The sequence below is a fragment of the Sphingobacteriaceae bacterium GW460-11-11-14-LB5 genome (assembly GCA_002151545.1).
Taxonomy (GTDB): domain Bacteria; phylum Bacteroidota; class Bacteroidia; order Sphingobacteriales; family Sphingobacteriaceae; genus Pedobacter.
This window is the reverse complement of sequence record CP021237.1, coordinates 750198-773245: the sequence shown is the minus strand read 5'-3', so window position 1 is coordinate 773245 and position 23048 is coordinate 750198. Positions and strand designations below refer to the sequence as shown.

At 38.9% G+C, this 23048-nt stretch carries 22 protein-coding genes; 11 read left to right on the top strand and 11 right to left on the bottom strand.

Annotation, left to right across the window (positions count from 1 at the left end; translation table 11 throughout):
• Positions 1-239: 239 nt before the first annotated feature.
• From CA265_03120 to CA265_03110, 3 genes are all read right to left on the bottom strand, one after another.
• On the bottom strand, positions 240-758 hold the full coding sequence (locus tag CA265_03120) for a disulfide bond formation protein DsbA (GenBank protein ARS38721.1): 519 nt from the start codon (positions 756-758) through the stop codon (positions 240-242).
• A gap of 3 nt (positions 759-761) precedes the next feature.
• Positions 762-1223 (bottom strand): peroxiredoxin, encoded by a 462-nt coding sequence (locus CA265_03115; protein ID ARS38720.1) that lies wholly within the window; start codon positions 1221-1223, stop codon positions 762-764.
• A gap of 68 nt (positions 1224-1291) precedes the next feature.
• Positions 1292-2209, bottom strand: coding sequence for a DUF58 domain-containing protein (locus CA265_03110; protein ID ARS38719.1), 918 nt, complete (start codon positions 2207-2209; stop codon positions 1292-1294).
• A gap of 244 nt (positions 2210-2453) precedes the next feature.
• Between CA265_03110 and CA265_03105 the strand changes: the two genes are divergently transcribed.
• Entirely contained in the window at positions 2454-2633 is a 180-nt protein-coding gene (locus tag CA265_03105; protein ARS38718.1) for a hypothetical protein, read from the top strand.
• 31 nt (positions 2634-2664) lie between these two features.
• Here CA265_03105 and CA265_03100 read toward each other — a convergent pair whose 3' ends face one another.
• The 4 genes from CA265_03100 to CA265_03085 form a co-directional block, all read right to left on the bottom strand.
• A complete protein-coding gene (locus tag CA265_03100) occupies positions 2665-3876 on the bottom strand; it encodes a glucose dehydrogenase (protein ARS42872.1) in 1212 nt (403 codons plus the stop codon).
• A gap of 158 nt (positions 3877-4034) precedes the next feature.
• Positions 4035-4355 (bottom strand): thioredoxin, encoded by a 321-nt coding sequence (locus tag CA265_03095; GenBank protein ID ARS38717.1) that lies wholly within the window; start codon positions 4353-4355, stop codon positions 4035-4037.
• A 154-nt stretch (positions 4356-4509) separates the two neighbouring features.
• Positions 4510-8943, bottom strand: a complete 4434-nt coding sequence (locus CA265_03090; GenBank protein ARS38716.1) for a DNA polymerase III subunit alpha — start codon at positions 8941-8943, stop codon at positions 4510-4512.
• Between the two features lie 614 nt (positions 8944-9557).
• Entirely contained in the window at positions 9558-10010 is a 453-nt protein-coding gene (locus tag CA265_03085) for a hypothetical protein (protein ID ARS38715.1), read from the bottom strand.
• 150 nt (positions 10011-10160) lie between these two features.
• Between CA265_03085 and CA265_03080 the strand changes: the two genes are divergently transcribed.
• From CA265_03080 to CA265_03045, 8 genes are all read left to right on the top strand, one after another.
• Positions 10161-11099 (top strand): malate dehydrogenase, encoded by a 939-nt coding sequence (locus CA265_03080; protein ID ARS38714.1) that lies wholly within the window; start codon positions 10161-10163, stop codon positions 11097-11099.
• A 172-nt stretch (positions 11100-11271) separates the two neighbouring features.
• Positions 11272-11697 carry a hypothetical protein gene (locus tag CA265_03075; GenBank protein ARS38713.1) on the top strand — a complete coding sequence of 142 codons (426 nt, stop codon included), beginning with the start codon at positions 11272-11274 and terminating at the stop codon, positions 11695-11697.
• A gap of 9 nt (positions 11698-11706) precedes the next feature.
• Positions 11707-12102, top strand: a complete 396-nt coding sequence (locus tag CA265_03070; protein ARS38712.1) for a sec-independent protein translocase TatC — start codon at positions 11707-11709, stop codon at positions 12100-12102.
• 64 nt (positions 12103-12166) lie between these two features.
• Positions 12167-12703: a hypothetical protein gene (locus tag CA265_03065; GenBank protein ID ARS38711.1), complete on the top strand. Its 537-nt coding sequence runs from the start codon at positions 12167-12169 to the stop codon at positions 12701-12703.
• Positions 12704-12941: 238 nt separating this feature from the next.
• Positions 12942-13619, top strand: coding sequence for a DNA-binding response regulator (locus tag CA265_03060; GenBank protein ARS38710.1), 678 nt, complete (start codon positions 12942-12944; stop codon positions 13617-13619).
• A complete protein-coding gene (locus CA265_03055) occupies positions 13619-14971 on the top strand; it encodes a two-component sensor histidine kinase (GenBank protein ID ARS38709.1) in 1353 nt (450 codons plus the stop codon). The genes CA265_03060 and CA265_03055 overlap by 1 nt, the downstream gene beginning before the upstream one ends.
• A 201-nt stretch (positions 14972-15172) precedes the next feature.
• Entirely contained in the window at positions 15173-15670 is a 498-nt protein-coding gene (locus CA265_03050; GenBank protein ID ARS38708.1) for a hypothetical protein, read from the top strand.
• A gap of 24 nt (positions 15671-15694) precedes the next feature.
• Positions 15695-16621, top strand: coding sequence for a hypothetical protein (locus CA265_03045; protein ARS38707.1), 927 nt, complete (start codon positions 15695-15697; stop codon positions 16619-16621).
• Between the two features lie 139 nt (positions 16622-16760).
• Here CA265_03045 and CA265_03040 read toward each other — a convergent pair whose 3' ends face one another.
• The 4 genes from CA265_03040 to CA265_03025 all read right to left on the bottom strand — a co-directional run bounded on the left by CA265_03040 (position 16761) and on the right by CA265_03025 (position 21400).
• A complete protein-coding gene (locus tag CA265_03040; GenBank protein ARS38706.1) occupies positions 16761-17450 on the bottom strand; it encodes a hypothetical protein in 690 nt (229 codons plus the stop codon).
• On the bottom strand, positions 17451-17789 hold the full coding sequence (locus CA265_03035) for a PadR family transcriptional regulator (GenBank protein ARS38705.1): 339 nt from the start codon (positions 17787-17789) through the stop codon (positions 17451-17453).
• Between the two features lie 142 nt (positions 17790-17931).
• Positions 17932-19890 carry a DNA topoisomerase (ATP-hydrolyzing) subunit B gene (locus CA265_03030; GenBank protein ARS38704.1) on the bottom strand — a complete coding sequence of 653 codons (1959 nt, stop codon included), beginning with the start codon at positions 19888-19890 and terminating at the stop codon, positions 17932-17934.
• Positions 19891-20401: 511 nt separating this feature from the next.
• Positions 20402-21400 carry a hypothetical protein gene (locus tag CA265_03025; protein ARS38703.1) on the bottom strand — a complete coding sequence of 333 codons (999 nt, stop codon included), beginning with the start codon at positions 21398-21400 and terminating at the stop codon, positions 20402-20404.
• Positions 21401-21856: 456 nt separating this feature from the next.
• On the opposite strand from CA265_03025, the gene CA265_03020 reads away from it, so the two are divergent.
• Positions 21857-22456: an outer membrane chaperone Skp gene (locus tag CA265_03020; protein ARS38702.1), complete on the top strand. Its 600-nt coding sequence runs from the start codon at positions 21857-21859 to the stop codon at positions 22454-22456.
• An 83-nt stretch (positions 22457-22539) separates the two neighbouring features.
• Positions 22540-23016 carry a tRNA-specific adenosine deaminase gene (locus tag CA265_03015; protein ARS38701.1) on the top strand — a complete coding sequence of 159 codons (477 nt, stop codon included), beginning with the start codon at positions 22540-22542 and terminating at the stop codon, positions 23014-23016.
• Positions 23017-23048 lie beyond the last annotated feature (32 nt).

Below are 23048 nucleotides of genomic sequence, written 5' to 3'. Positions count from 1 at the left end.
CAACTGCGATAAGGTGAGGTTTTCTTCACTAAAACTTCATAAATGAAGTGCACCTTTGAAATAACAAAACACGAAGCGATTTCAATTTTGTTAAATTCTAAAAACTCATAATTAGTTTTTTAGTTTTCCGGTTACCCTTATCTGATACCTCATGTATTGCAAAATACATGAGGTTTTTTGTTTTAGAAGAAATCAAGTTTAAATAGCCTGTTGCCAACAAAATTGACTTCTTTGGCAAGTTATTCAGCACTTTCTTTAAGCATCTGGTAAAGGTCTGTTGCACCCCCGTCAAATTTAGTCCCGTTTACGTAAAAAGAAGGCGTTCCATTTACACCACTCCGTACACCACTATCAAAATCATCTTCTATTTTTCGTTTAATCTCTTCTGAAGTGCTGTCTTGCTGAAACAGCTCCAAATCTAAACCAATGGTTTCAGCCAATTCGTCGAACAGCTCACCATCCAGGCGGTATTGATTTTCGTAGAGTGCATCGTGCATTTCCCAAAACTTACCTTGCAAACCTGCCGCTTCTGCAGCAATGGCCCCTGGAAACGCAAATTCATGGGCATTTGCCAAGGGAAAATGCCGGAAGATGAATCTGATCTGATGGCCAAATGTTTCCTCAATTTCCTTCATAATCGGATAGGCATTGCCGCAATAAGGGCATTGATAATCGCCAAACTCCACAATGGTTACACTAGCCGAATCATCGCCCTGGACATGATCTTGATTATTGATTTCAGGTTTTAAAGTACTCATAACTTATTTCTTATCTAATTCCTCTAATGCTTCTAAAATTCCGTCAGCACCAGGATTAACGGCTATTGGCGATAAATAACTCCAGGCAATTTTCCCTTCTTTATCAATCACAAAAAGTGCCCTTTTACTTTCGCCAAGTTCTTCATCATACACACCATAAGCTTTTGACACGGCGCCTTTTGGTTCAAAATCGGCCAATAAGGGGAAATGCAATTTTCTATTTTCTTCGAAAGCGAGGTGGCACCAAACGCTGTCGACAGAAACACCGAAAATCTGGGCATCATACTTATTAAAATATTTTAACATCTCGTTATAAAGTGCCATTTGGTCGCTGCATACCGGGCTCCAGTCGGCAGGATAAAAAGCCAGGATAACGTTTTTACCTTTAAAATCTTGAAGTTTTATTTTCTGATCGGGAGTAGCATTCAATTCGAAATCTGGTGCTATAGCGCCTTTTTCTAACATATTAGGGAGTTTAAAATTTAAATCGTTTTATTAAACAGCACTGAACCGGTGTTGTTTGCATCAAAATTTTAGCCTAATTTCTGCCGTTTGATTAAATAAGACTGAAGGACCGGATAAAAGCCATCATTCATATCGGCATCAATTAAGTCGATTTTATATTGGGCACATTTTAGTGCAATCTGCTGCCGGTAAGTAGAAACCGCCGCAGTATAATTTTCCTTTACCTGATTGGTGTGCACTTTAATCGTTTCGCCGGTTTCCATATCGATAAACTGGTATGGGCGGTTCTCAAAATTGAAATCAACTTCTTTTGATTTATCCACCACGTTAAAAACCACCACTTCGTGTTTGTTAAATTTTAAATGCTGCAGGGCATCAAAAAATTCATCCGTTTTAGCTGTACTGGTCTGCGTATTAAATAAATCGCTAAAAATAATAACCAAAGAGCGTTTATGAATTAATTCGGCAACCTGATGCAAAGCTTCGCTTAAATTTGTCTGCGCATTTACCTTAGGTTTGTGCAGCAGGTCTTCTAATTGTGTAAATAAATATTTCTGGTGTACCGTAGTCGACTTTGCCGGCGAATTCAACAATATTTCATCCGTAAATAAGCTTAAACCAAAGGCATCGCGCTGTTTCTTCAGCAGGTACATTAATGATGCAGTTGCCTGTATGGAGAAAATCAGTTTATTATTTTTGGGTTCGGGGAAGTACATTGATGAGGAAACATCAATCACAAACTGACAACGCAAATTGGTTTCTTCTTCGAAACGTTTACTGTAAAGTTTATCCGTTTTGGCGTATAATTTCCAGTCGATATTTTTAACATTATCGCCATTATTATACTGACGGTGTTCGGCAAATTCGACCGAAAAGCCATGAAACGGACTTTTATGCAGTCCGGTAATAAAACCTTCTACTACTTGCTGTGCAAGCAATTCTAAATTACCATAGCTTGTTTCGTTTTCATAGTTTACAGCCTGCATATGGTAAAGCTAATAAAAGATTTATTAAAAATTCTTAAAAACTTATCAGGTTTGGATGGAAAAAATATATTTTATCGATAAGTATAGTTTGGAAGTTACGTTTCGGTCAAATGGTTAAAAAAAGAGATATCACGTGTCATTTTTTGAAGTGATTTGGAAAGCAACAGCAACATTTAGGTCTGTACAATCCCGCCCCCGCTTCTGCCGATTAAAAAAATCGGCATCTCGCTACGGTCGGGTTTAGGTGGCACCGATTGTGCTGCTAGCCGTGGTGAATAAACCCGATGGTAGTGGCAGCTCCCGATTGAAAATCGGGACTAAAACGGACAGCGGGACTGAAAATGCCATGAAAAGCAGAACCCCACTTTTTCAAAAAACAACGAACAATGAGCTTAAAATAAAAAATCCCGAGCTCCATAAATGAACTCGGGATCTATATTTTATAATTACTTAACTTACTTCTTCGCTATTCTAAACAAGTGGCCATTATCGGTTACTGAATAAAGCGCTCCGTCTTTACCCTCTACCATATCGCGGAAACGTTCGCCTTTGCCTTCCAGCAAACGCTCTTCGCCAACAATTTTATCATCTTTTATTACTAACCGGATAATGTGCGATCCGCCCAAACCACCTACAAATAAATTCCCTTTCCATTCGGCAATGCTGCTGCTGTTGTAAAAAGCAATACAACCTGGCGAAATGCTTGGATTCCAGTAGTAAACGGGTTGCTCCATCCCTTCTTTTTGCTGAATACCGTCGCCCACTTTTTTACCACTATATTCTGTTCCGTAGGTGATGATTGGCCAGCCATAATTTTTGCCCGGTTTAATGATATTTACTTCATCACCTCCTTTTGGTCCAAATTCTGCTTCCCATAAATCTCCGGTTAATGGATTAATAGCCAAACCATCAGGATTGCGTAATCCATAGGCATAAATTTCTGGTTTTGCATCTGCCTTGCCTGCAAACGGGCCGTTGGCCACCGCTTTTCCATCAGTAGTAAGGTGCAGGATTTTACCCAAAGAAGAGTTTAAATATTGTGCCTGGATTCGGATATCACTACCAGAACGTTCACCTGTACTTACAAATAAATTGCCATTTTTATCGAAAACAATTCTCGAACCGTATTGCAGTTTACCGCCATAAGCTGGTGTAGCGCGGTAAATAATGCTTTGGTTTTCAATGGTCGTTTCGTTAGCTGCCAATTTACCTTTTGCAATGGCCAATAAAACGCCTTTATCCTGAGGCTCTGAATAAGCCCAGTAAATCATTCTGTTTTTAGCAAAGTTAGGATCTAAGGTTACATCTAATAAACCACCCTGGCCAGATGGATCTACCTTTGGCAAACCGGTTATCTTTTTACTTAATTTTCCATCTGGCGTAAGAATCACCATGGTACCCTGCTTTTGGGTAATTAGGAAACCTCCGTTTGGAAGAACCGAAATGGCCCATGGATTTTCCAGCTTTTCATTAATAATCTTAATATCAAGAGGGGTTTTCGTCTTTACACCTGCAATTCTGGTCTGCCCGGCAAATGCAGGCTTATAATCTGCTGATGGTTCGTTGGTTTCAACAGGATTCTGCGCCGATACACATGCAACATTTGCACAGTTTAGTGTTATACCTGCCAATAAAATACCTAAAGTTTTATTGTTAAATAAGTTAATAGACATGATTGTTAGTTTTTTATTAAAGAAACAAAATTATGTTTGCAATAAAAAACCCAAATCCATCAAATGAACCTGGGTTTTTGTAATATTATTAGTGAAGTTTTGAAGATTTTGCGTTTACCTTAAACCCTCTACCTTTTACCTTCAACCTTTATTTAAACTAATTGCTTGTTTAATTTTTCTGCTAATACTGATTTTGGAACAGCACCAACTTGTTTGTCTACAACCTGACCATCTTTAAAGTATAATAAAGCTGGGATGTTACGGATACCAAACTGCATTGAAATTTGAGGGTTGTTATCAACGTTTACTTTTCCAACTACCGCTTTACCATCATACTCTTTTGCGATTTCTTCTACTACTGGACCAACCATGCGACAAGGGCCACACCATTCTGCCCAAAAATCTACTAATACGGGTTTATCTGATTTTAATACAAGCTCCTCGAAGTTTGCATCTGTGATTTCTAATGCCATAATTATTTTTTTTATGTTCAAATATATGTATTCAATTGTAATGCCAACCCATCCGCAATGTCAATTTGACATTATTTTGGTAAATGCGGAAAGCGGTGGGCGTATTGCGTTTTGCGTTAGATGGGCTAAACGCTCGGCGCCAAACGCGTATCGCTTAGTTCAGCTTGTAATTTACAACATTAAGCCCGAGTAATTGTTCTAAAAACTTATTGCTTGGATTTATTTTAAGGTTTTTGGAAGGCATATCCAGCATAATCTCCTTTTCCCGATCAAAAATAGCGAAGTTAAGTTGGCAGTTTTGCTGCTCAGAGTTTGCCTTATTGTCTGCTAGTATGGCTTCAATCTCGCGCATCAGCTGATCGTTAACCCGCTCAATCGGCACCTGGATCGTTAAACTTTTAGCTAATTTATCCCTCAGCTCAGACATTAGGTTAATTGCTGTGATTTTAAATTCCCAATCACCGGCTTTACCGAAACGCTCGCCTACCCTACCTCTGATCTGTAAGAAATATCCTTCTGTTAAAAACGATTTAAACTTTAAAAAATCTTCGCCGAACAAGGCCATTTCACTGGCATCGTCGTAATCTTCGAAAACAAAAGTACCAAATGGCTTACCTGTTTTGGTAATCCTTTGCGATGCGGTGACTACAAGTCCACCTACACAAAGCTCACGGTTTTTTAGTTTTTCGAATTCAGCCAATATATCTTCATTGTTATCGCCCATACGCACCTTATTGATGATGCTTAGCTGTTTAACCCCATGGGTACAGAATTTATCGAGTTCGAGTTTATAATTATCCAGAGGGTGACCGGAAAGGAAAATCCCAATCGCATCCTTTTCGTATTTTAACCTGTCCATTAATGCCCATTCAGGCGAAACCGGCAAACTTGGTTCTAAAATCAGATCAGCTTTAGACCCCCCGAACAAGGAAGCTTGTGAGGTACTTTCATTGTTCTGAAAATCGTTGGCATATTTAATAATCTTTTCAATGCCATTCATTTTATCGTTCGGGCCGATATAAAAATACTGTGCCCTATGACCTCCAAATGCATCGAAAGCGCCGCTATAAACAAAACTCTCGTAAGCTTTTTTATTTACAATACGGGTATTGGAACGTTTAGCAAAATCATATACATTACCATAAGGCCCATTTGCTAATCTTTCTTCAATAATACTTTCTACCGCCTTTTCACCCACACCTTTTACTGCCGACATTCCAAAACGAACCTCGCCTTTGGCATTTACCGAGAATTTGAGATCAGATTCGTTCACATCAGGTCCCAATACCGTAACGCTCATCTGGCGACATTCTTCCATAAAGAAGGCTACCTGTTTAATATCACTCATATTGTTCGACAGTACCGCAGCCATATATTCAGCAGGATAATGTGCTTTTAAATAAGCTGTTTGATAGGCAATCCATGCATAACAGGTAGAGTGCGATTTGTTAAAAGCGTAGGATGCAAAAGCTTCCCAATCTTTCCATATTTTTTCTAAAGTTGTGGCATCATGACCTTTTTCGGCCGCTTGTTTCACAAACTTTGGTTTCATTTTATCCAGAACGTCTTTCTGTTTCTTACCCATCGCCTTACGCAGCACGTCGGCCTCACCTTTGGTAAATCCAGCCAGTTTCTGCGATAAAAGCATTACCTGCTCCTGGTAAACGGTAATTCCGTAGGTTTCTTTCAAATACTCTTCGCAGGCATCTAAATCGTACTTAATTTCTTCTTCGCCATTTTTACGGCGAACGAAACTCGGAATGTACTCCATTGGTCCTGGGCGATATAATGCGTTCATCGCAATTAAATCGTCGAAAACCGTTGGTTTCAGCTCCTTCATGTATTTCTGCATACCCGGACTCTCGTACTGGAAAATCCCGATGGTTTCACCCCGCTGGAAAAGCTCGTAGGTTAAAACATCATCGATGGGAAAGTTATCCGGATCGAGATCGATACCAAAGCGTTTTTTAACCAGTTTTACGGTATCTTTAATCAGGGTAAGGGTTTTTAAACCCAAAAAGTCCATTTTTAATAAACCCGCGCTTTCTACAACCGAGTTATCAAATTGGGTAACATATAAATCAGAGTCTTTTGCTGTAGAAACAGGAACGAAATTGGTAATATCGCTTGGCGTAATAATCACCCCGCAGGCATGGATACCGGTATTCCGCAAAGAGCCTTCTAAAATCTGTGCCTGTTGAATGGTTTCGGCACTCAAATCTTTTAAGCCTCCAAGGTTTTTCAATTCAACAACGCGTTCATATTCATCAGGACGCAAAGCTTCTTTTAGTGTTTTCTCATCCAGCGTAAAGATTTTGGCGAGCTTCATGTTCGGAATCAGCTTGGCAATCTTATCTGCTTCAAAAAGCGGCAAATCCAACACCCTTGCTGTATCTCGGATAGAAGATTTGGCGGCCATGGTTCCATAAGTGATAATTTGTGCCACCTGGCTGGAGCCATATTTGCCAATTACATATTCCATTACACGGCCACGGCCCTCATCGTCAAAATCGATATCAATATCGGGCATGGATACACGATCGGGATTTAAGAAACGCTCAAAAAGGAGATCGTACTTAATGGGATCGATATTCGTAATCCACAAACAATAAGCCACTACCGATCCGGCTGCAGAGCCACGGCCAGGGCCTACCGAAACATCCCTGCGACGGGCTTCGGCAATAAAATCCTGTACAATTAAGAAATAACCCGGATAACCGGTTTTCTCAATGGTTTGTAATTCGAAATCTAAACGTTCGGTAACTTCAGGGGTTAATACACCATAACGTTTCTTGGCACCCTCGTAAGTAAGGTGACGTAAAAATTTATTCTCCCCACGTTTTCCACCGTCGGCTTCGTCCTCAGCAACCAAAAACTCTTCAGGAATATCGAATTTAGGTAAGAGTACTTCACGGGCAAGTTTGTAGATTTCGATCTTATCTACAATTTCTTTTATATTGACAATCGCCTCTGGCAAATCGGCAAAAAGCGATTTCATTTCATCGCCAGATTTGAAATAATATTCCTGATTGGGCAAACCATAACGGTAACCACGGCCACGGCCAATTGGTGTGGCCTGTTTTTCGCCATCTTTTACACAAAGCAAAATATCGTGGGCATTCGCATCCTTTTTGTTAATGTAATAGGTATTATTGGTGGCGACCAATTTAACAGCATGTTTACGAGCCAATGCAATCAACGATTCGTTTACACGGTCTTCATCTTCCTGATTGTGACGCATCACCTCCACATAGAAATCATCGCCAAACATGTTTTTCCACCAGATCAGCGCTTCTTCAGCCTGGCTCTCGCCCATGTTTAAAATTTTATTCGAAATCTCCCCGGAAAGGTTACCCGATAAAACAATAATATCATCTTTATACTGTTCAATTACTTCCCTATCAATACGTGGAACGTAATAAAAACCTTTGGTATAAGCGATAGAAGACATTTTAGCTAAATTATGATAGCCTTTTTTATTTTTCGCCAACAGTACCATCTGGTAACCGTTGTCTTTAGCGGTCCGGTCTAAGTGATTATTACAAACAAAAAATTCTACTCCAACAATCGGCGTCATTACCACTTCAGTTGGACGTTCGCCCGCCTCAATTGCGGCAGCATTTTTCGCTTCGGCGGCTTTGTTGTGGTTTAAAACATTGTTTACAAAATGAAAAGCCCCCATCATGTTCGCATGATCGGTCATGGCTACTGCAGGCATTTTTTGTGCTGCCGCAGCTTTTACCAGATCGGGGATACTGATGGTACTTTGCAGTACCGAAAACTGGGTATGGTTATGTAAATGTACAAAAGTTGCTGCTGCCAGTTCCTGTTTGTTCCCGGCAAGTTCCTGCTTCGAAATTCCGCCGCCTTCGGCTTTTTGTAAACGTTTGCGGATTTCATCAGAAGCTGCCTTTAAATTGATGTGTTTTAATCCAACACCTTCAATGGTAGCTGGGTTTACCTCTCTAAAACGAGGGAAATATTCTACATCAACCTGTAATTCTTCTTTTTTAAAAACCTCTCTTTTTACCAATTCCAGGAAACAACGTGTAGTTGCTTCCACATCGGCAGTTGCATTGTGGGCTTCGTTAAATGGAACGCCAAACAAATAAGAATGTAACTCGGTTAAGGTTGGCAGTTTAAACCTTCCACCCCTACCTCCTGGTAATTGTAAAAGCTGTGCGGTAACCTCAGTACAGGTATCCAAAACGGGCATCTCTGCCAAACGGTTGGCTACACCAAAACGGTGGAACTCACAGCCCATAATGTTCACATCGAAGCCCACATTCTGGCCTACAATAAATTTGGCCTTGTTTAAAACTTCGTTAAACTTCGCCAGCATCTCGTCGAAACCAATACCCTGTTCGGTAGCCAGTTCGGTAGAAATACCATGAATCCGCTCTGCATCGTACGGAATATTAAATCCCTCTGGTTTAACCAGATAATCCTGATGCTCAACCAATCTCCCCATCTCATCGTGCAGTTGCCATGCAATTTGTATACAACGTGGCCAGTTATCCGTATCGGTAATGGGTGCGTTATAATTACGAGGCAAACCAGTGGTTTCAGTATCAAAAATTAAATACATATTGTGCTTAAAGAATTAACCGTTTCAGAATAATAACGGTTCTTCAAAAATAGGAATTTTGGCAGGTGCTTTTGTCAGATTTTATCAACAAAATATGGTGGAAAATAAGAAAATATATTCCGTCCTAATCGGCACTGCGATTGCTTTCCCAATCAGAAAAAAAGGCATAATAACTTCAAAAGTTTTTTTTTGGGAAATGTGGGGTTCGGTTTTTCATCGCTCTTTTCAGTCCCGCCCCCGCTTCTGCTGATGAAAAATCAGCATACCGCTACGGTCGGGTTTAGGTTGGGCAGTCTGTGCTCCTATCCACAGTAAATAAACCCGATAGGAGCGAACATCCCGATTTTTTCTATCGGGATAAAGCGTATAGCGGGACTGTAATAACCCACATTTCACTGTAACTGCTTTCCAAACCGGTTTTATAATTGAGCGATGGGATTCTTGACTAAGCTATCATTAACAGAATCCAATAGAAAGCTCTTTATTGCAAGGAGAAACGAAAAGCCTTCCTCGCAATTACGATATCTTGCAGACTGCCATTTGCCAAAAAAAAAATCTGTCATTCCTATTGATTTTTACACCATAAATTACCCCCTCAGAATGACAGGAAATTTTTAAAAATGCTCCTGACTCACCAACTCACTTACGTCATACCCCTTCTGCCTGCACCTTTCGATGATGTGCACCAATAAATCGGCCTCCATCTTGGGTTCGCGTGCCATAATAAACAGGTACTTTTCATCGGGATGACCTACAACCACATAACTATAATCGTCAGCCAGTTCGATAATCCAGTAACCGATTTTAAAAGGCCATAAAAATTGTGCCTTCATATCACCATCATGCTTTTCTTCATCGAAAAACAGTTTGGAAGTGATCGACTTTTCTTCAGGTTTTCCTTCTTTGTGATAAGTAGTATAAACATCAAAATGATCGTTGTCGGCCAGCGTGTAGGTTTCGGTAGTTTGTTTCCAATGTTTATCCAATAATGTTGGGATGGAATATAATGAATACCATTTACCTTCAAAGGCTTTATAATCGATATTTGAAATGGGTTTGTTTTCCATAATTGGCCTTTACTTTTATGCTTCTGCTTTTGAACTTATTAAGTAAACCATCATCAAATTATAAAGTTTTGAAAAGGATTTTTAAACCTTATATTTATTTCTACCTTCGATTAAATATTTAACGATACGCAAACCATTAAAATAAAATATATGAAAGTAACGGTTGTTGGCGCAGGCGCAGTTGGTGCCACTTGTGCAGATAATATTGCCCGCAAAGAATTGGCGAACGAACTTGTCCTGTTAGATATTAAAGAGGGTTTTGCCGAAGGCAAGGCAATCGACATGATGCAAACTGCAACCCTTTTGGGTTTCGACACCAAAATTACCGGTGTAACAGGCGATTACAGCAAAACTGCTGGTTCTGATGTCGTGGTAATTACTTCAGGCTTGCCCCGTAAACCAGGGATGACCAGAGAAGAACTCATAGGTATTAATGCTGGTATTGTTAAAGGTGTTGCCGAAAATATTTTAAAATTCTCTCCTGAAGCCATTTTCATCGTGATTAGTAATCCGATGGATACGATGACCTATTTAGCTTTAAAATCATTAGGTCTGCCTAAAAACCGCATTATCGGCATGGGTGGAACCTTAGATAGCTCCCGTTTCAAATTTTATTTATCGCAAGCTTTAAATTGCAATCCAAACGATTTACAGGGCTTTGTGATTGGAGGCCATGGCGATACCACGATGATTCCTTTAACCCGTTTAGCTACGTACCAAAGTTTACCAGTAAGTAATTTACTGGATAAAGCTACGCTGGATAAAGTTGCAGCAGATACGATGGTTGGTGGTGCTACTTTAACAGGTTTAATTGGCACTTCTGCCTGGTACGCACCAGGTGCTGCAGGTGCTGCACTGGTTGAAGCGATTTTACGTGATGAGAAAAAATTATTTACCTGCTGTGTTTCCCTCGAAGGAGAATACGGACAGGAAGATATCTGTTTAGGTGTACCGGTAATTATTGGCCGTAATGGATGGGAAAAAATCATCGATTTTAAATTAACCGATGATGAGCAGGCTGCATTTAACAAAAGTGCCGATGCGGTAAGGAATATGAACAGTGTACTGGCAGAAATGAAGTTGGTTTAACACCAACATACTTTATTTTTTGCCACAGAAAGATAAAAGATTTTTTTGCCACGTAAACACAGAAGCACGGAATAGATTTATCATCCGTGTATTTTTGTAATCCGGGGCTTTTTTTCACTTAAATAAATTGTCATCCTGAGTTTAATCGAAGGACAGTAGACAGCAATAAATAATGAGATCAATTTCAATCCCACTAAAACTGATCAACTTACAAGATGACGGCTTCCACCTTTTGGTGGAAGTTGTTGTTTTTAAGGAAAAACATTTTGCAGTTTTAGATACTGGTGCCTCACGTAGTGTATTCGATAAATCGTTAATTGAGCAACACCTCTCTGAAACCCTACAGGTATCAGACGAAATTAATGCAGCTACCCTTTTTACCACCACCACTACCATCCAGGCAACGATCCCTGAACTAAAAATCGGACCGTTAAAGCTCAAAAACTACGAAACAGTGGCTTTTGATCTGCAATCGGTTAGCGAAACGTATCAACAGTTTGGCCACCCACCTATTATAAGTATTATTGGCGGAGATATATTAATGCAATATAAAGCCGTTATTGATTACAGGAAAATGATCCTCAGGCTTTATAAATAATACAAGGTAATGAAGAACGACATCAGTGACAGGAATGATATTATGCTTTTAGTGGATACGTTTTATAAAAATGTAGCCCTTAACAAACATATTGGGCCAATATTTACCGATGTTGCCAAAGTAGACTGGTCGCACCACCTACCAAAAATGTACGATTTCTGGGAAAGCATTCTCTTTGGAAAGGCCACTTATAAAGGTAATCCTATGCTTACCCATTTTACACTAAATGAGCAAACACCACTACAAACTGAAGCCTTCGAAACCTGGAAAAATCTATTCTTCCAAACCGTTAATGATCTTTTTGCGGGAGCTAATGCAGATCTGATCAAACAAAAAGCACAATCTATTGCCGATTTAATGCATTTCAAAATCAATGCACCGCAACCGAAGATTAAAATTGTTTAAGTTTTTTTACTTTGATTTCAACTGCTTTCTTTATAAATTTAGTTAACCAAACTAAAATCAAATTATGAAATTCCTAAAAATCTTACTTGGCATTATTGTCGTATTGGCAATAATCATTATTGTAGGTGGCTTTTTCTTGCCTAAAAGTTATACCGTTACCAGGTCTACAGTAATCAATGCTCCAGACAGTGTGATTTACAAAAACGTGGCGGACTTTAAAGAATTCTACAAATGGAATCCATGGGCAAAAATGGAGCCTACAGCTAAAACGACCTATGGTGGGGTTGCTGGCGAACCTGGGCATATCTACGAATGGAAAGGTAAGGAAACAGGAAGTGGCTACATGAAAATAAAAAGTGTAGCACCTAACAAACAGGTAGATATTGAATTAAAATTTATCGAACCTTTTGAAAGTTTAGCAGACACCAAATTCGACATTCAACCTGAGGGAAGCAGCAATAAGGTAACCTGGACAATGAGTGGAGAAAATAACCTGATCAGTAAGTGGATGTGTGTGTTTGTGAGTATGGATAAAATGATCGGCAAGGATTTTGAAGATGGGCTAAAATTTCTGAAAGAAAAATCAGAAAAGGGAGTTTAATCGATCCGAGCACAACTATTTGCCACGGAGCCACGGAAAGCACGGAGTATTGTCATTGTGAACATAGTCTAAGACTAGTTAAAATTATTTACAGCCTCTCGCTTGGGAGGCTTTTTTTTGCCATAATTTGTAGTAATCCAAACAATTGTGTCGGCTTTACGTTAAAAAAACATTAAAAACCGACTAAGCAGCAATTAAGATTTTGTAATTCCCTATTTTTTAGATTACTTGCCAGCAAATGAATTTATTACTTGTAGAAGATGAACCGAGCGTTGTATCTGTAATTTCGAGAGGTTTAAGCGACGAAGGCTTTACGGTGAGTATAGCTCCTGATGGCTTAATCGGGAAGCAGATGGCTTTAGAAAATCAGTTCGACCTGATTATTCTCGATATCATGCTACCTGGAATAAATGGACTGGAGCTCTGCAAAATCATTAAAGAACAAAAACCAAATACACCTATTATTATGCTTACCGCATTAGGTACTACCGAAAATGTGGTAAACGGACTGGATAATGGTGCAGATGATTATTTAATCAAGCCATTTAAATTTGCTGAGCTTTTTGCAAGGATCAGAATGCTGCTGAGGCGATATCATGGGGTAGTTTCACAAGATCAGATCATTTCCATTGCAGATCTCCAGCTAAATTTAAGCGCGAAAACGGTCAAGCGCAATCAACAGGAAATTGTACTGACTGCAACAGAATATCGCTTACTCGAATACATGGCAAAAAATAAATCTAAAATTTTATCCCGGATAGATATTTTAGAAAACGTTTGGGATATCGATTTTAACCTCGGCACCAATGTGGTTGATGTTTATGTTAATTATCTTCGCAAAAAAATAGATAAAAACGCCGATCAAAAGCTTATCCATACCGCAGTAGGCCTGGGCTATATATTAAAAGATAAATAATGCAGATTGCCAAAAAAATCACTTTACTTTTCGCCATTTTATCGGCAATTATTATCTCCCTGTTAAGTGGTTTTGTCTGGTATTTTTCTAACGACTTTGCCTTTGAAGATTTTTATAAACGTTTAGAAGCCAGGGTTAATATTGCTGCGCAGATTAAATTGTACGAAGACGAGAACAATAAGGTGTATGCTAAAATGCGTAATCAATACCTTGAACGTCTGCCTTCAGAAAAAGAGTACATCATAGAAGCTGGAAAACCAACTAATAAACTGGACCGAGAGTTACCAGCTAGTTTTTACAACCGCATAAATGCCGGATATGTAGCACGTTATCGTGTGGAGAATCACTTTTATGCTGGCAAATTCTTTAAAAACCCAAGTAAAGGATATATCGTAATTGTTTCGGCAAACGACCCCTTTGGCTTTCGGGAGCTAAAAGACCTGCAACGAATCTTGATTATCGGTTTTTTCCTTTCTGTTATTTTATCTTTTGTGGTTGGCTGGAAATTTTCTAATTACATGTTAATGCCGTTAAGAAATGTAATTAAGAGTGTTAAAAAAATAAAAGCAGAAAATCTACACCTGAGATTAGATGTTAAAGAAGGGAATGATGAAATGTCGCAATTGGCCCAAACCTTTAACAACATGCTTAACCGTTTGGAAACAGCTTTCGAAACGCAGAATAACTTTATCAGCAATGCTTCACACGAATTAAGAACACCTTTAACCATTATTAGCGGGGAGGTTGAACTGGCGATGAAAACCATCGAAGATACCGCAAAACAGGAAAAAGCTTTAGCGAAAATTAAAGATGAGGCAGAAAGATTAGAACATATCTTAACCAGTTTACTGGGCCTGGCACAATCGGGCTTTAATGGGAAAAACCAACCCTGGGAAGAGGTACGGATGGACGAACTGTTATGGGAAATTAAAGAATCGGTTAACCAGGTACACCCCAACAGTAAAATAGAAATCGATTTTACCAAACTCCCTGACGATGAAGAATTACTAACACTTCGGGTCAACAAAAACCTGATCAAACTTGCCATCAGCAATATTGTAAACAATGCCTGTAAATACTCAAATGAAAATCTGGTAAACATTAGTATCGAAAGTAATGCCAATATGCTTTCGATTGCTGTAACAGACAGAGGGATTGGAATACCGCAGTCAGATATCCAGCATATATTCGAACCCTTTTACCGTGCATCTAACACCAACGATTTTAAGGGCTACGGCGTTGGCTTACCACTTTCTTTAAATATTATCCGTTTACACAGAGGTAGTATCGCTATTAAATCGCAGGAAGGCATTGGCTCAGAGATTAAGGTTTTATTACCTGTAACAGGTTAATTGTTTAAACCGTTTACCTGGTTAACTGTAATTAAACGAGAGGTACAATTAACCGCTTAACCAATTTATACAGTTAACCATTGATTATTCAAAAAAGGAGTACACTCTAATCTCATTCTAATCTCGCTCTTATTTCGCTATAATAACATCAGGCTAAACTTGTATAAATAATTTTTCAATTCATTTAAACAAGATATAGCGATGAAAACAGTATTAGTACCAACCGACTTTAAATTAGAAAGCGTTAAAATTATTGATGCGCTTGTTCAACATCAAAAAAACGAAAGCGTAAACATCATTTTTGTTCACGCCTTTAAACTATCCGATTCGATAACTGATATGTTAATGTTGAGTCGCCGCAGCCGTGATTACGAAAATGTTAGCGACGAATTTTATCAGCAGATCAATCAGGCCAAGGCAAAATACCCTACACAGATCAATACTATCGGGATCGAATATTTTTATGGAAGTACGGTAGCGGCTTTCAAAAACTTTATCGAAGCCTTTGATGTAGAACGTATTGCCTACTTAAAAGAATACAATTTTACGCCGATCAATAAATATAGTATCGACCCTAAAATATTAACAGAACGTGCCGGCTGTGAAGTAATTCAATTAAACACGTTGACCGTTCATGCAAGCGAAAACTTAATTGACACAAAAATACACGAAACACAGTTGCAAGAAGCAAACGCTTAATTATCACATTTTAAAATTTATATTATGCTGTTACGAAATAATATTCCGCTCACTTATATATTCGGAAAGATCAAAAAAGAACTCCTGTTTGTTATTGGCTACTCTATAGGTATTGTGGTATTATATGAAAACTTTCATGTTACACGCATTTCCATTCCTGTTGCTGTACCCGCTTTACTAGGCACAATCATTTCGCTGCTATTGGCATTTCGGTCTAACCAGGCTTACGATAGGTGGTGGGAGGCCAGAATTCTTTGGGGAGCTATCGTTAACGATTCCAGAACGCTATCACGTCAGATATTGTCTTTCGTCGAAAATCCTTATGGTTTAGATGAGGTTGAGCAATTTAAAGAACGTTTCATCAAAAGGCAAATTGCCTGGTGTTATGCTTTAAGTAAATCGTTAAGGGGTTTTAATGCACGCAAAGATTTGGAAGAATACCTGTGCGCCGAGGAAATCGCTTTTATTAAAAAACGTAAAAATGTAACGACAACGATATTGGAGTTACATGCCATGGACTTAAAAAAGGCATTACAGGAAGGCTGGATTAATAAATACCAGCAGATAGAAATCGACAAAACCATTACGGCTTTATGTAACCATATGGGCGGATCGGAAAGAATAAAAAATACCGTTTTCCCGGTTACTTATAGCAAATACATCAATATGTCGATCCATTTGTTCATCGTATTACTGCCTTTTGGCTTAATTGAATATTTTGGCTACATGGAAGTGCCTCTAGTCGTTGCTATTGCGGCATTCTTTTTATTGGTAGAAAAAATGGCGGTTCATCTTCAGGATCCATTCGAAAATAAACCTACAGACACACCAACGACAACTATCTGTAGAAATATTGAACGCGATCTTTGCCAGATGCTGGATGATAATAAAATATACGAGGACAAACCTCAAACCGAATTGGCACCTGTTGGATCGTATTACATTCTGTAATCAATCCTTGCCTAAAAATAATCTCATCATTGAGATGGTTAGTTAATTAAAATGTATCTGTACTGGATAGTCCAGATCATTTTGAAAGGTTTATAGTGATACAAAGCCATTCGTAAACGGAATGGCTTTGTTTTTATAATTAACTGTATAACAATTTGTATTTCTCCATTAATGACTTAGTTTCCCTTATACCTGCCCTTGCTGTTCTAATAGCAGCATTAAAATAGAGTACAAATAAAATGATAGAAAGTGACACCACTAATTGCTGTACATTAATAGAAAAAATAGTGAGTTCAGACGGTGTGTTATTCACGATAAGATTCGTAAAAATCAAATCAGCTCCTAACAGACTAAGGAAAGAATTTCCAGACTTAAAAGACAGATATTTTTTATAACCAGAAACCTGAATGTTAATGTAGGAAAATATCAAAACTCCAAACACTAAAAGCATCGCCAGAACAAAAAACATATAAAAGTTGTCTTTTGTAAGTAACCCTTCCATTTTGTAAATACCAAATATGGAGAAACACAGCAGTAGCACATATTTATATCCGAAAGCTGAGCAGAAAATCCTCCAAAACAGGCGGCTATATTTTGCACGGATTGAATTGGCTATCCCATTGGCAACGGCACTGAATCCCATTACACCAAATGACTGATGTGTTTCACTTACCGCAGCATCAAAACTAAGCAATGGATTTTCGTCCATTTTATCTTCTACTGATGAGGCTACATGATCCAAAATTTCCATTTGTACATCAACATCTTTAAAGCCTCTCTGTGCGATAAGCGCTTTAATTTGATGCAGTTGTTCTTTACTGAGATTCATTTAAAACGAAGGTTTTAAGTTTAACAATAACTGTAGCTGGGCAATAAAATCTTTTGCTTCCTGTAATTTATTTACCACCTCTTTTTCTCCATCTTTAGATAAGGAATAATATTTCCTTACCCTGTTTTCAACCACTTCTGTAGTTGTTTCCAATAAACCTTCTGCTTCCAGTTTATGTAAAGCCGGGTATAAAGCCCCCTCTTTTAACAATAATTCGCCCTGCGTGATGGATTTTACTTTTTGAGTAATTTCATAACCATACATCTTTTCATTTTCTGATAAAAGATTTAAAATAATGGTTTGTAAAGTACCTTTAAATAATTCATTATTAACTGCCATATCGCAAACATATAAATTTTTACATACATAAGAAAATTATGTATATAAATTTTAAAGTTAATATGATAAAAAACAAAAAACCCTCTTCAAGATTTAAATGAAGAGGGTTCGTATTTTAAAGTCCCCTTAAGGGGATTAAGGATTAAGCATCAATTTTTGCATACTTTGCATTACGCTCAATAAACTCTCTACGTGGCGCAACTTCATCGCCCATTAACATCGAGAAAGTATGATCGCATTCTGCTGCACTTTCGATTGTAGCCTGTAATAAGGTACGCGTAGCAGGATTCAGTGTAGTATCCCAAAGTTGTTCAGCGTTCATCTCACCCAAACCTTTGTAACGCTGGATGTGTACGCTATCTTCTTTACCATTACCTTTAATACGTTGTACAGCTGCATCGCGTTGTACATCATTCCAGCAATATTCGAAATCTTTACCTTTTTTAACCTGGTAAAGCGGTGGTGATGCAATATAAACATAACCGGCTTCGATTAATGCCCTCATATAACGATAGAAGAACGTTAAAATCAAAGTGGTAATGTGAGAACCATCAATATCCGCATCCGTCATAATTACGATCTTGTGATAGCGTAATTTAGTCAGGTTTAATGCTTTATCGTCTTCTGGCGTACCGATACTCACACCGATAGCCGTAAACATATTTTTGATCTCGTCGTTCTCGTAGATTTTGTGCTCCATCGCTTTTTCCACGTTCAAGATTTTACCTTTTAGTGGTAAAATGGCCTGAATGTTTCTATCGCGACCTTGTTTAGCGGTACCACCCGCCGAGTCACCCTCTACCAGATAAATTTCACATCTTTCCGGATCGCTATCTGAGCAATCGGCTAATTTACCTGGCAAACCAGATCCGCCCATTACACTCTTACGCTGCACCATTTCGCGTGCCTTACGCGCCGCTGCACGTGCTGTAGCCGCTAAAATTACCTTGTTGATGATCATTTTAGCTTCTTTCGGATTTTCTTCCAGATAGTATCCCAATGCTTCACCAACCGCAACATCAACCGCTCCCATTACCTCACTGTTACCCAGTTTGGTTTTGGTTTGTCCCTCAAACTGAGGCTCCTGAACCTTTACCGAAACTACTGCGGTTAAACCTTCTCTAAAGTCATCACCGGTAATTTCCATCTTCAGATTTTTTAATAAACCCGATTTATCGGCATAAGCTTTTAAAGTACGGGTTAAACCTCTGCGGAAACCTGCAATGTGTGTTCCACCCTCGTGGGTATTAATGTTATTCACATAAGAGTGAACATTTTCTGAATAACTATCGTTGTACTGAAAAGCCAGCTCAACCGGGATGCCGTTCTTAATTCCTTCGATATAAATCGGTTCAGGTAAGAAAGATGCTCTTGTTCCATCTAAAAAGGCAACAAATTCTTTCAAACCACCTTCTGAGTGGAATACTTCTGATAAGAATTTCCCGTCTTCTAAAACTTCACGCTCATCAGTTAACGTTAAAGTAATTCCTTTATTCAGGAAAGCCAACTCACGTAAACGACCTGCTAAAGTATCGTATTTATATTCAGTGGTTTGCGTAAAAATGGTCGCATCCGGACTAAAAGTTACAATGGTACCGCGTTTATCGGTCTCACCTACTTCTTTAACATCGTATAAAGGTTTACCGATGTTATATTCCTGCATCCAGATTTTACCTTCGCGGTGAACTTCTGCTTTTAAATGTGTAGATAAGGCGTTAACGCAACTTACCCCCACACCGTGCAAACCGCCCGATACTTTGTAGGTATCTTTATCAAATTTACCACCCGCGTGTAAAACCGTCATTACGATTTCAAGCGCCGATTTATTCTCTTTTGTATTAATTCCGGTTGGAATACCCCGACCGTTATCTTCAACCCTGATGGAGTTACCTTCTAAAATTCTAACATCGATTGTATCTGCATGACCAGCTAATGCTTCATCAATTGAGTTATCTACAACCTCGTAAACCAAATGGTGTAAACCTTTTACACCCGTATCACCTATATACATTGAAGGGCGCTTACGCACCGCTTCTAAACCTTCTAAAACCTGTATATTATCTGCCGAATAATTTGACTTTAAATCCTGTTCTTCGCTCATATTTTAATTAAAAACAATAAGTATCAAAAATACGGAAATTTTGGCATTTAACCCAATATGTGGATAAGTTTTAGGCTGTGAAAAAGCGATAAAGCTTTCTAACTAAACACTTAAGCATAAAGCCTGTTAAGGATAATTAAAATGTTTTTTTTTGAAAATTAAATCGCGTATTCCAAAAAGGGCTGATCTCTCATTTTTTATGTCTCAACTTTACATCTTCTGCCAAACGTTCCTACGGAACGAAAACGCCAATTGTACGATTGGCTACCGATGAAGCGTTCCTTCGGAACGGTTTGTGAACTAGAATTTTACCCTTTTTCGTTCCGTAAGAACGCCTGATGGGTAGAAAAAAAAATGAAATGTTTTTTCGTTCCGTAGGAATGTTTGGATTGTGAAATTTGCTATTGCCACCCTGCAGCCCCAAATAGCCATGCTGGCCGCGCCACTTAAACCCGTATTCTATGGTTTATGCAAATAAAAAGTTTTTTTTCTGAGAAGCATTACTTTAGATTTATGCAGCAGGCTCCAGGAGGTATGGCGTACCTCTTTTAACAGCAGCAAAAGCTCTGCTCAGTAGCTTATTTTTTATCACATTCAGTACACACATAGCGTTTTTTCCCTCAGCTTTTTTTCGATCATAGTATCGTTTGAATTCGTTATCTTTTTTTATCGTGTTTAGCGCACACATGGTCAGTAACGCCTTTAGTTTTTTATTGGCGAGGTTGCTTACCCGGTTTCTCCCTCGTATACTCGTCCCCGAGCTATGTGGAAATGGGACTATTCCACAATAGCTCGCAAACTTTCTGTAGTCTGAAAATGCAGCGAAGGCTTCAGTATGGATCAGGATAAACATAGCCGTCTGCTTTCCGATCCCATGCACGCTCTGCACAAGGCTGAACTGTTCGTTTAGTTCCTGGTCCTCTGTTATTAAGGCTGCCAACTCGATATCTACCTTTTTTATCCGTTCGGCGTAAAGGGCAAGCATTTCCTGGCTATCGGCTATGCAATAGCCAGCGTTCTCCCTATCAAATCCTTTAAGCTCTGAGCAAGTGCATTTAAAAGAGGTCTGGTGTCTTACCAACTGTTCGCGGTGTGCCAGCAGGTGTTTGAGTTTTGAGCTTGTTGCCGAAGGAAGGAGGTAAGGACGGGCTTTGTGCTGATTTGAAAAAGCATAGCTTGCGATTGCCTGTGCGTCAGCCTTATCAGATTTCCCCCGTTTAAGTCCAATGGAACGCTTAATGTGCAGCCCGTTTTCAACCCATATAGATAAATCATTTGCATGCATAAAGTTGGTTATGGGGCAGATATAAATACCTGTATGCTCGCAACAGAAAAGAACCTTCTTAGGCGCGATACCATGTATGGAAAGCCATTCCAGCATTAGGCCAAAGCCATCATAGCTGTTCTTAAAAACATGGTGAAGGGGCTTGTCGAAACAGGCCTGTGTAACAACAGCAACATCGATGGTTGATTTGGAAATATCTATTCCAACAAATAGTTCATAATTCATAACTTTACGGTTAAGTGAAATGGAAATCCTAAAGTTGAATAAAACTGAATCCCTTAATAGTCCGCTAGACTAAAATTCTATATGGTTCTTGTTCAACTAAAAAGCAGAGGTCTGTTACAGGTTCTAGATCGTAAGTCTGGATCGCAGCATAGTTCACCTCTGCTTTTAAGGTTTCCTTTGTCAAATTTAATTCTTTGATAATCTTTCTCAAACCTAAGGGATGGCAGCGGACATGAAATAAAGCGGACAGCGGGACGAACAACCTTTTGAAATACAGGCTTTGCTTTTCAAATCACCGCTACCAGATGACACGCTTAGCCTTATGCGCTTAGCGTTGAGTAAATTAAACGTTTAACGCAAAAACCAATTTGGAGCAACTTGTATTGCGATAGGCCTTTCTTTAAATTGGATATAAAAACTAATTTATATAAGTTTGCTAAAATTTATTAAACAAGAATGGAAAGAAGAACCTTTAAAACCTTTGGTTTACTTGCAACAGCAACTTTGATAACTGCTTTCTCTGCATGCCAGAACAAAGACACTAAAACTACTGAAATTAAAAAAACAGAGGGTACTACTGCCGCGGTTTCTCCAACTGAGAAAATTGTGTACGTAAACTCCGACTCGTTACTTACAAAATATGAATACTTCAAAGATCTTAAAGTGAAATTTGAAGGTAAGACCAAAAATGCTCAGGCAGACATGCAGGCTAAAGGTCAGGCTTTTCAAAGAGAGGTGGCGCAATACCAGCAATCGGCACAAACTTTATCGGCCGATCAACGTAAAAGCACTGAAGAGCGTTTAGCACGTAAACAACAAGAACTACAAACTTACCAACAAAATGCTGGTGGTGCTTTACAAAATGAGCAAGCTGCTGAGAATGAAAAACTTTATGATAAAGTAGCCGATTACTTAAAAGGTTACGCGAAGGAAAAAGGCTATAAAATGGTTTTAACTTACTCAAAAGGTAACAGCGCTATTTTATTTGCCGACGAAAGTTTAGATGTTACTTCTGAAGTAATTAAAGGCTTAAACGCTGAATACAGCAAAAAATAAGCAAACAGCGATTAAAATATAGATGCCCCGTATAAATCGGGGCATTTTTTTTGTGCTGTATTTTATAAAAAGATCAGATTAATATGGACAATCAACATCAGAAATATATGCAGATGGCAATTGAGTTATCTGTACAAAATGTGAGTGAAAGCATTGGCGGACCTTTTGGAGCGGTAGTGGTAAAAGATGGAAAGTTGATTGCCAAATCGGCAAATAAGGTCACTTCTACCAACGACCCGACTGCACATGCGGAAGTTTCGGCCATCAGGCTGGCCTGCAACGAGTTAAACACTTTCGATTTGAGTGGCTGCGTAATTTACACCAGCTGCGAGCCTTGCCCCATGTGTTTAGGAGCAATTTATTGGGCAAAAATCGACACCATTTATTATGCTAATACCAAGGCTGACGCCGAACACATTGGTTTTAGTGATAAATTTATTTATGAAGAGTTAGACAAACCCATGGAAAACAGAAGCCTGCCGGTTGTCCAGCTGATGCGCGACGAAGCCCTGGCAGCCTTTAAGCTATGGGAAACCTCACCGATGAGGATAGCGTATTAAAACAGAAAAGGTGCCGATACTCAGCACCTTTT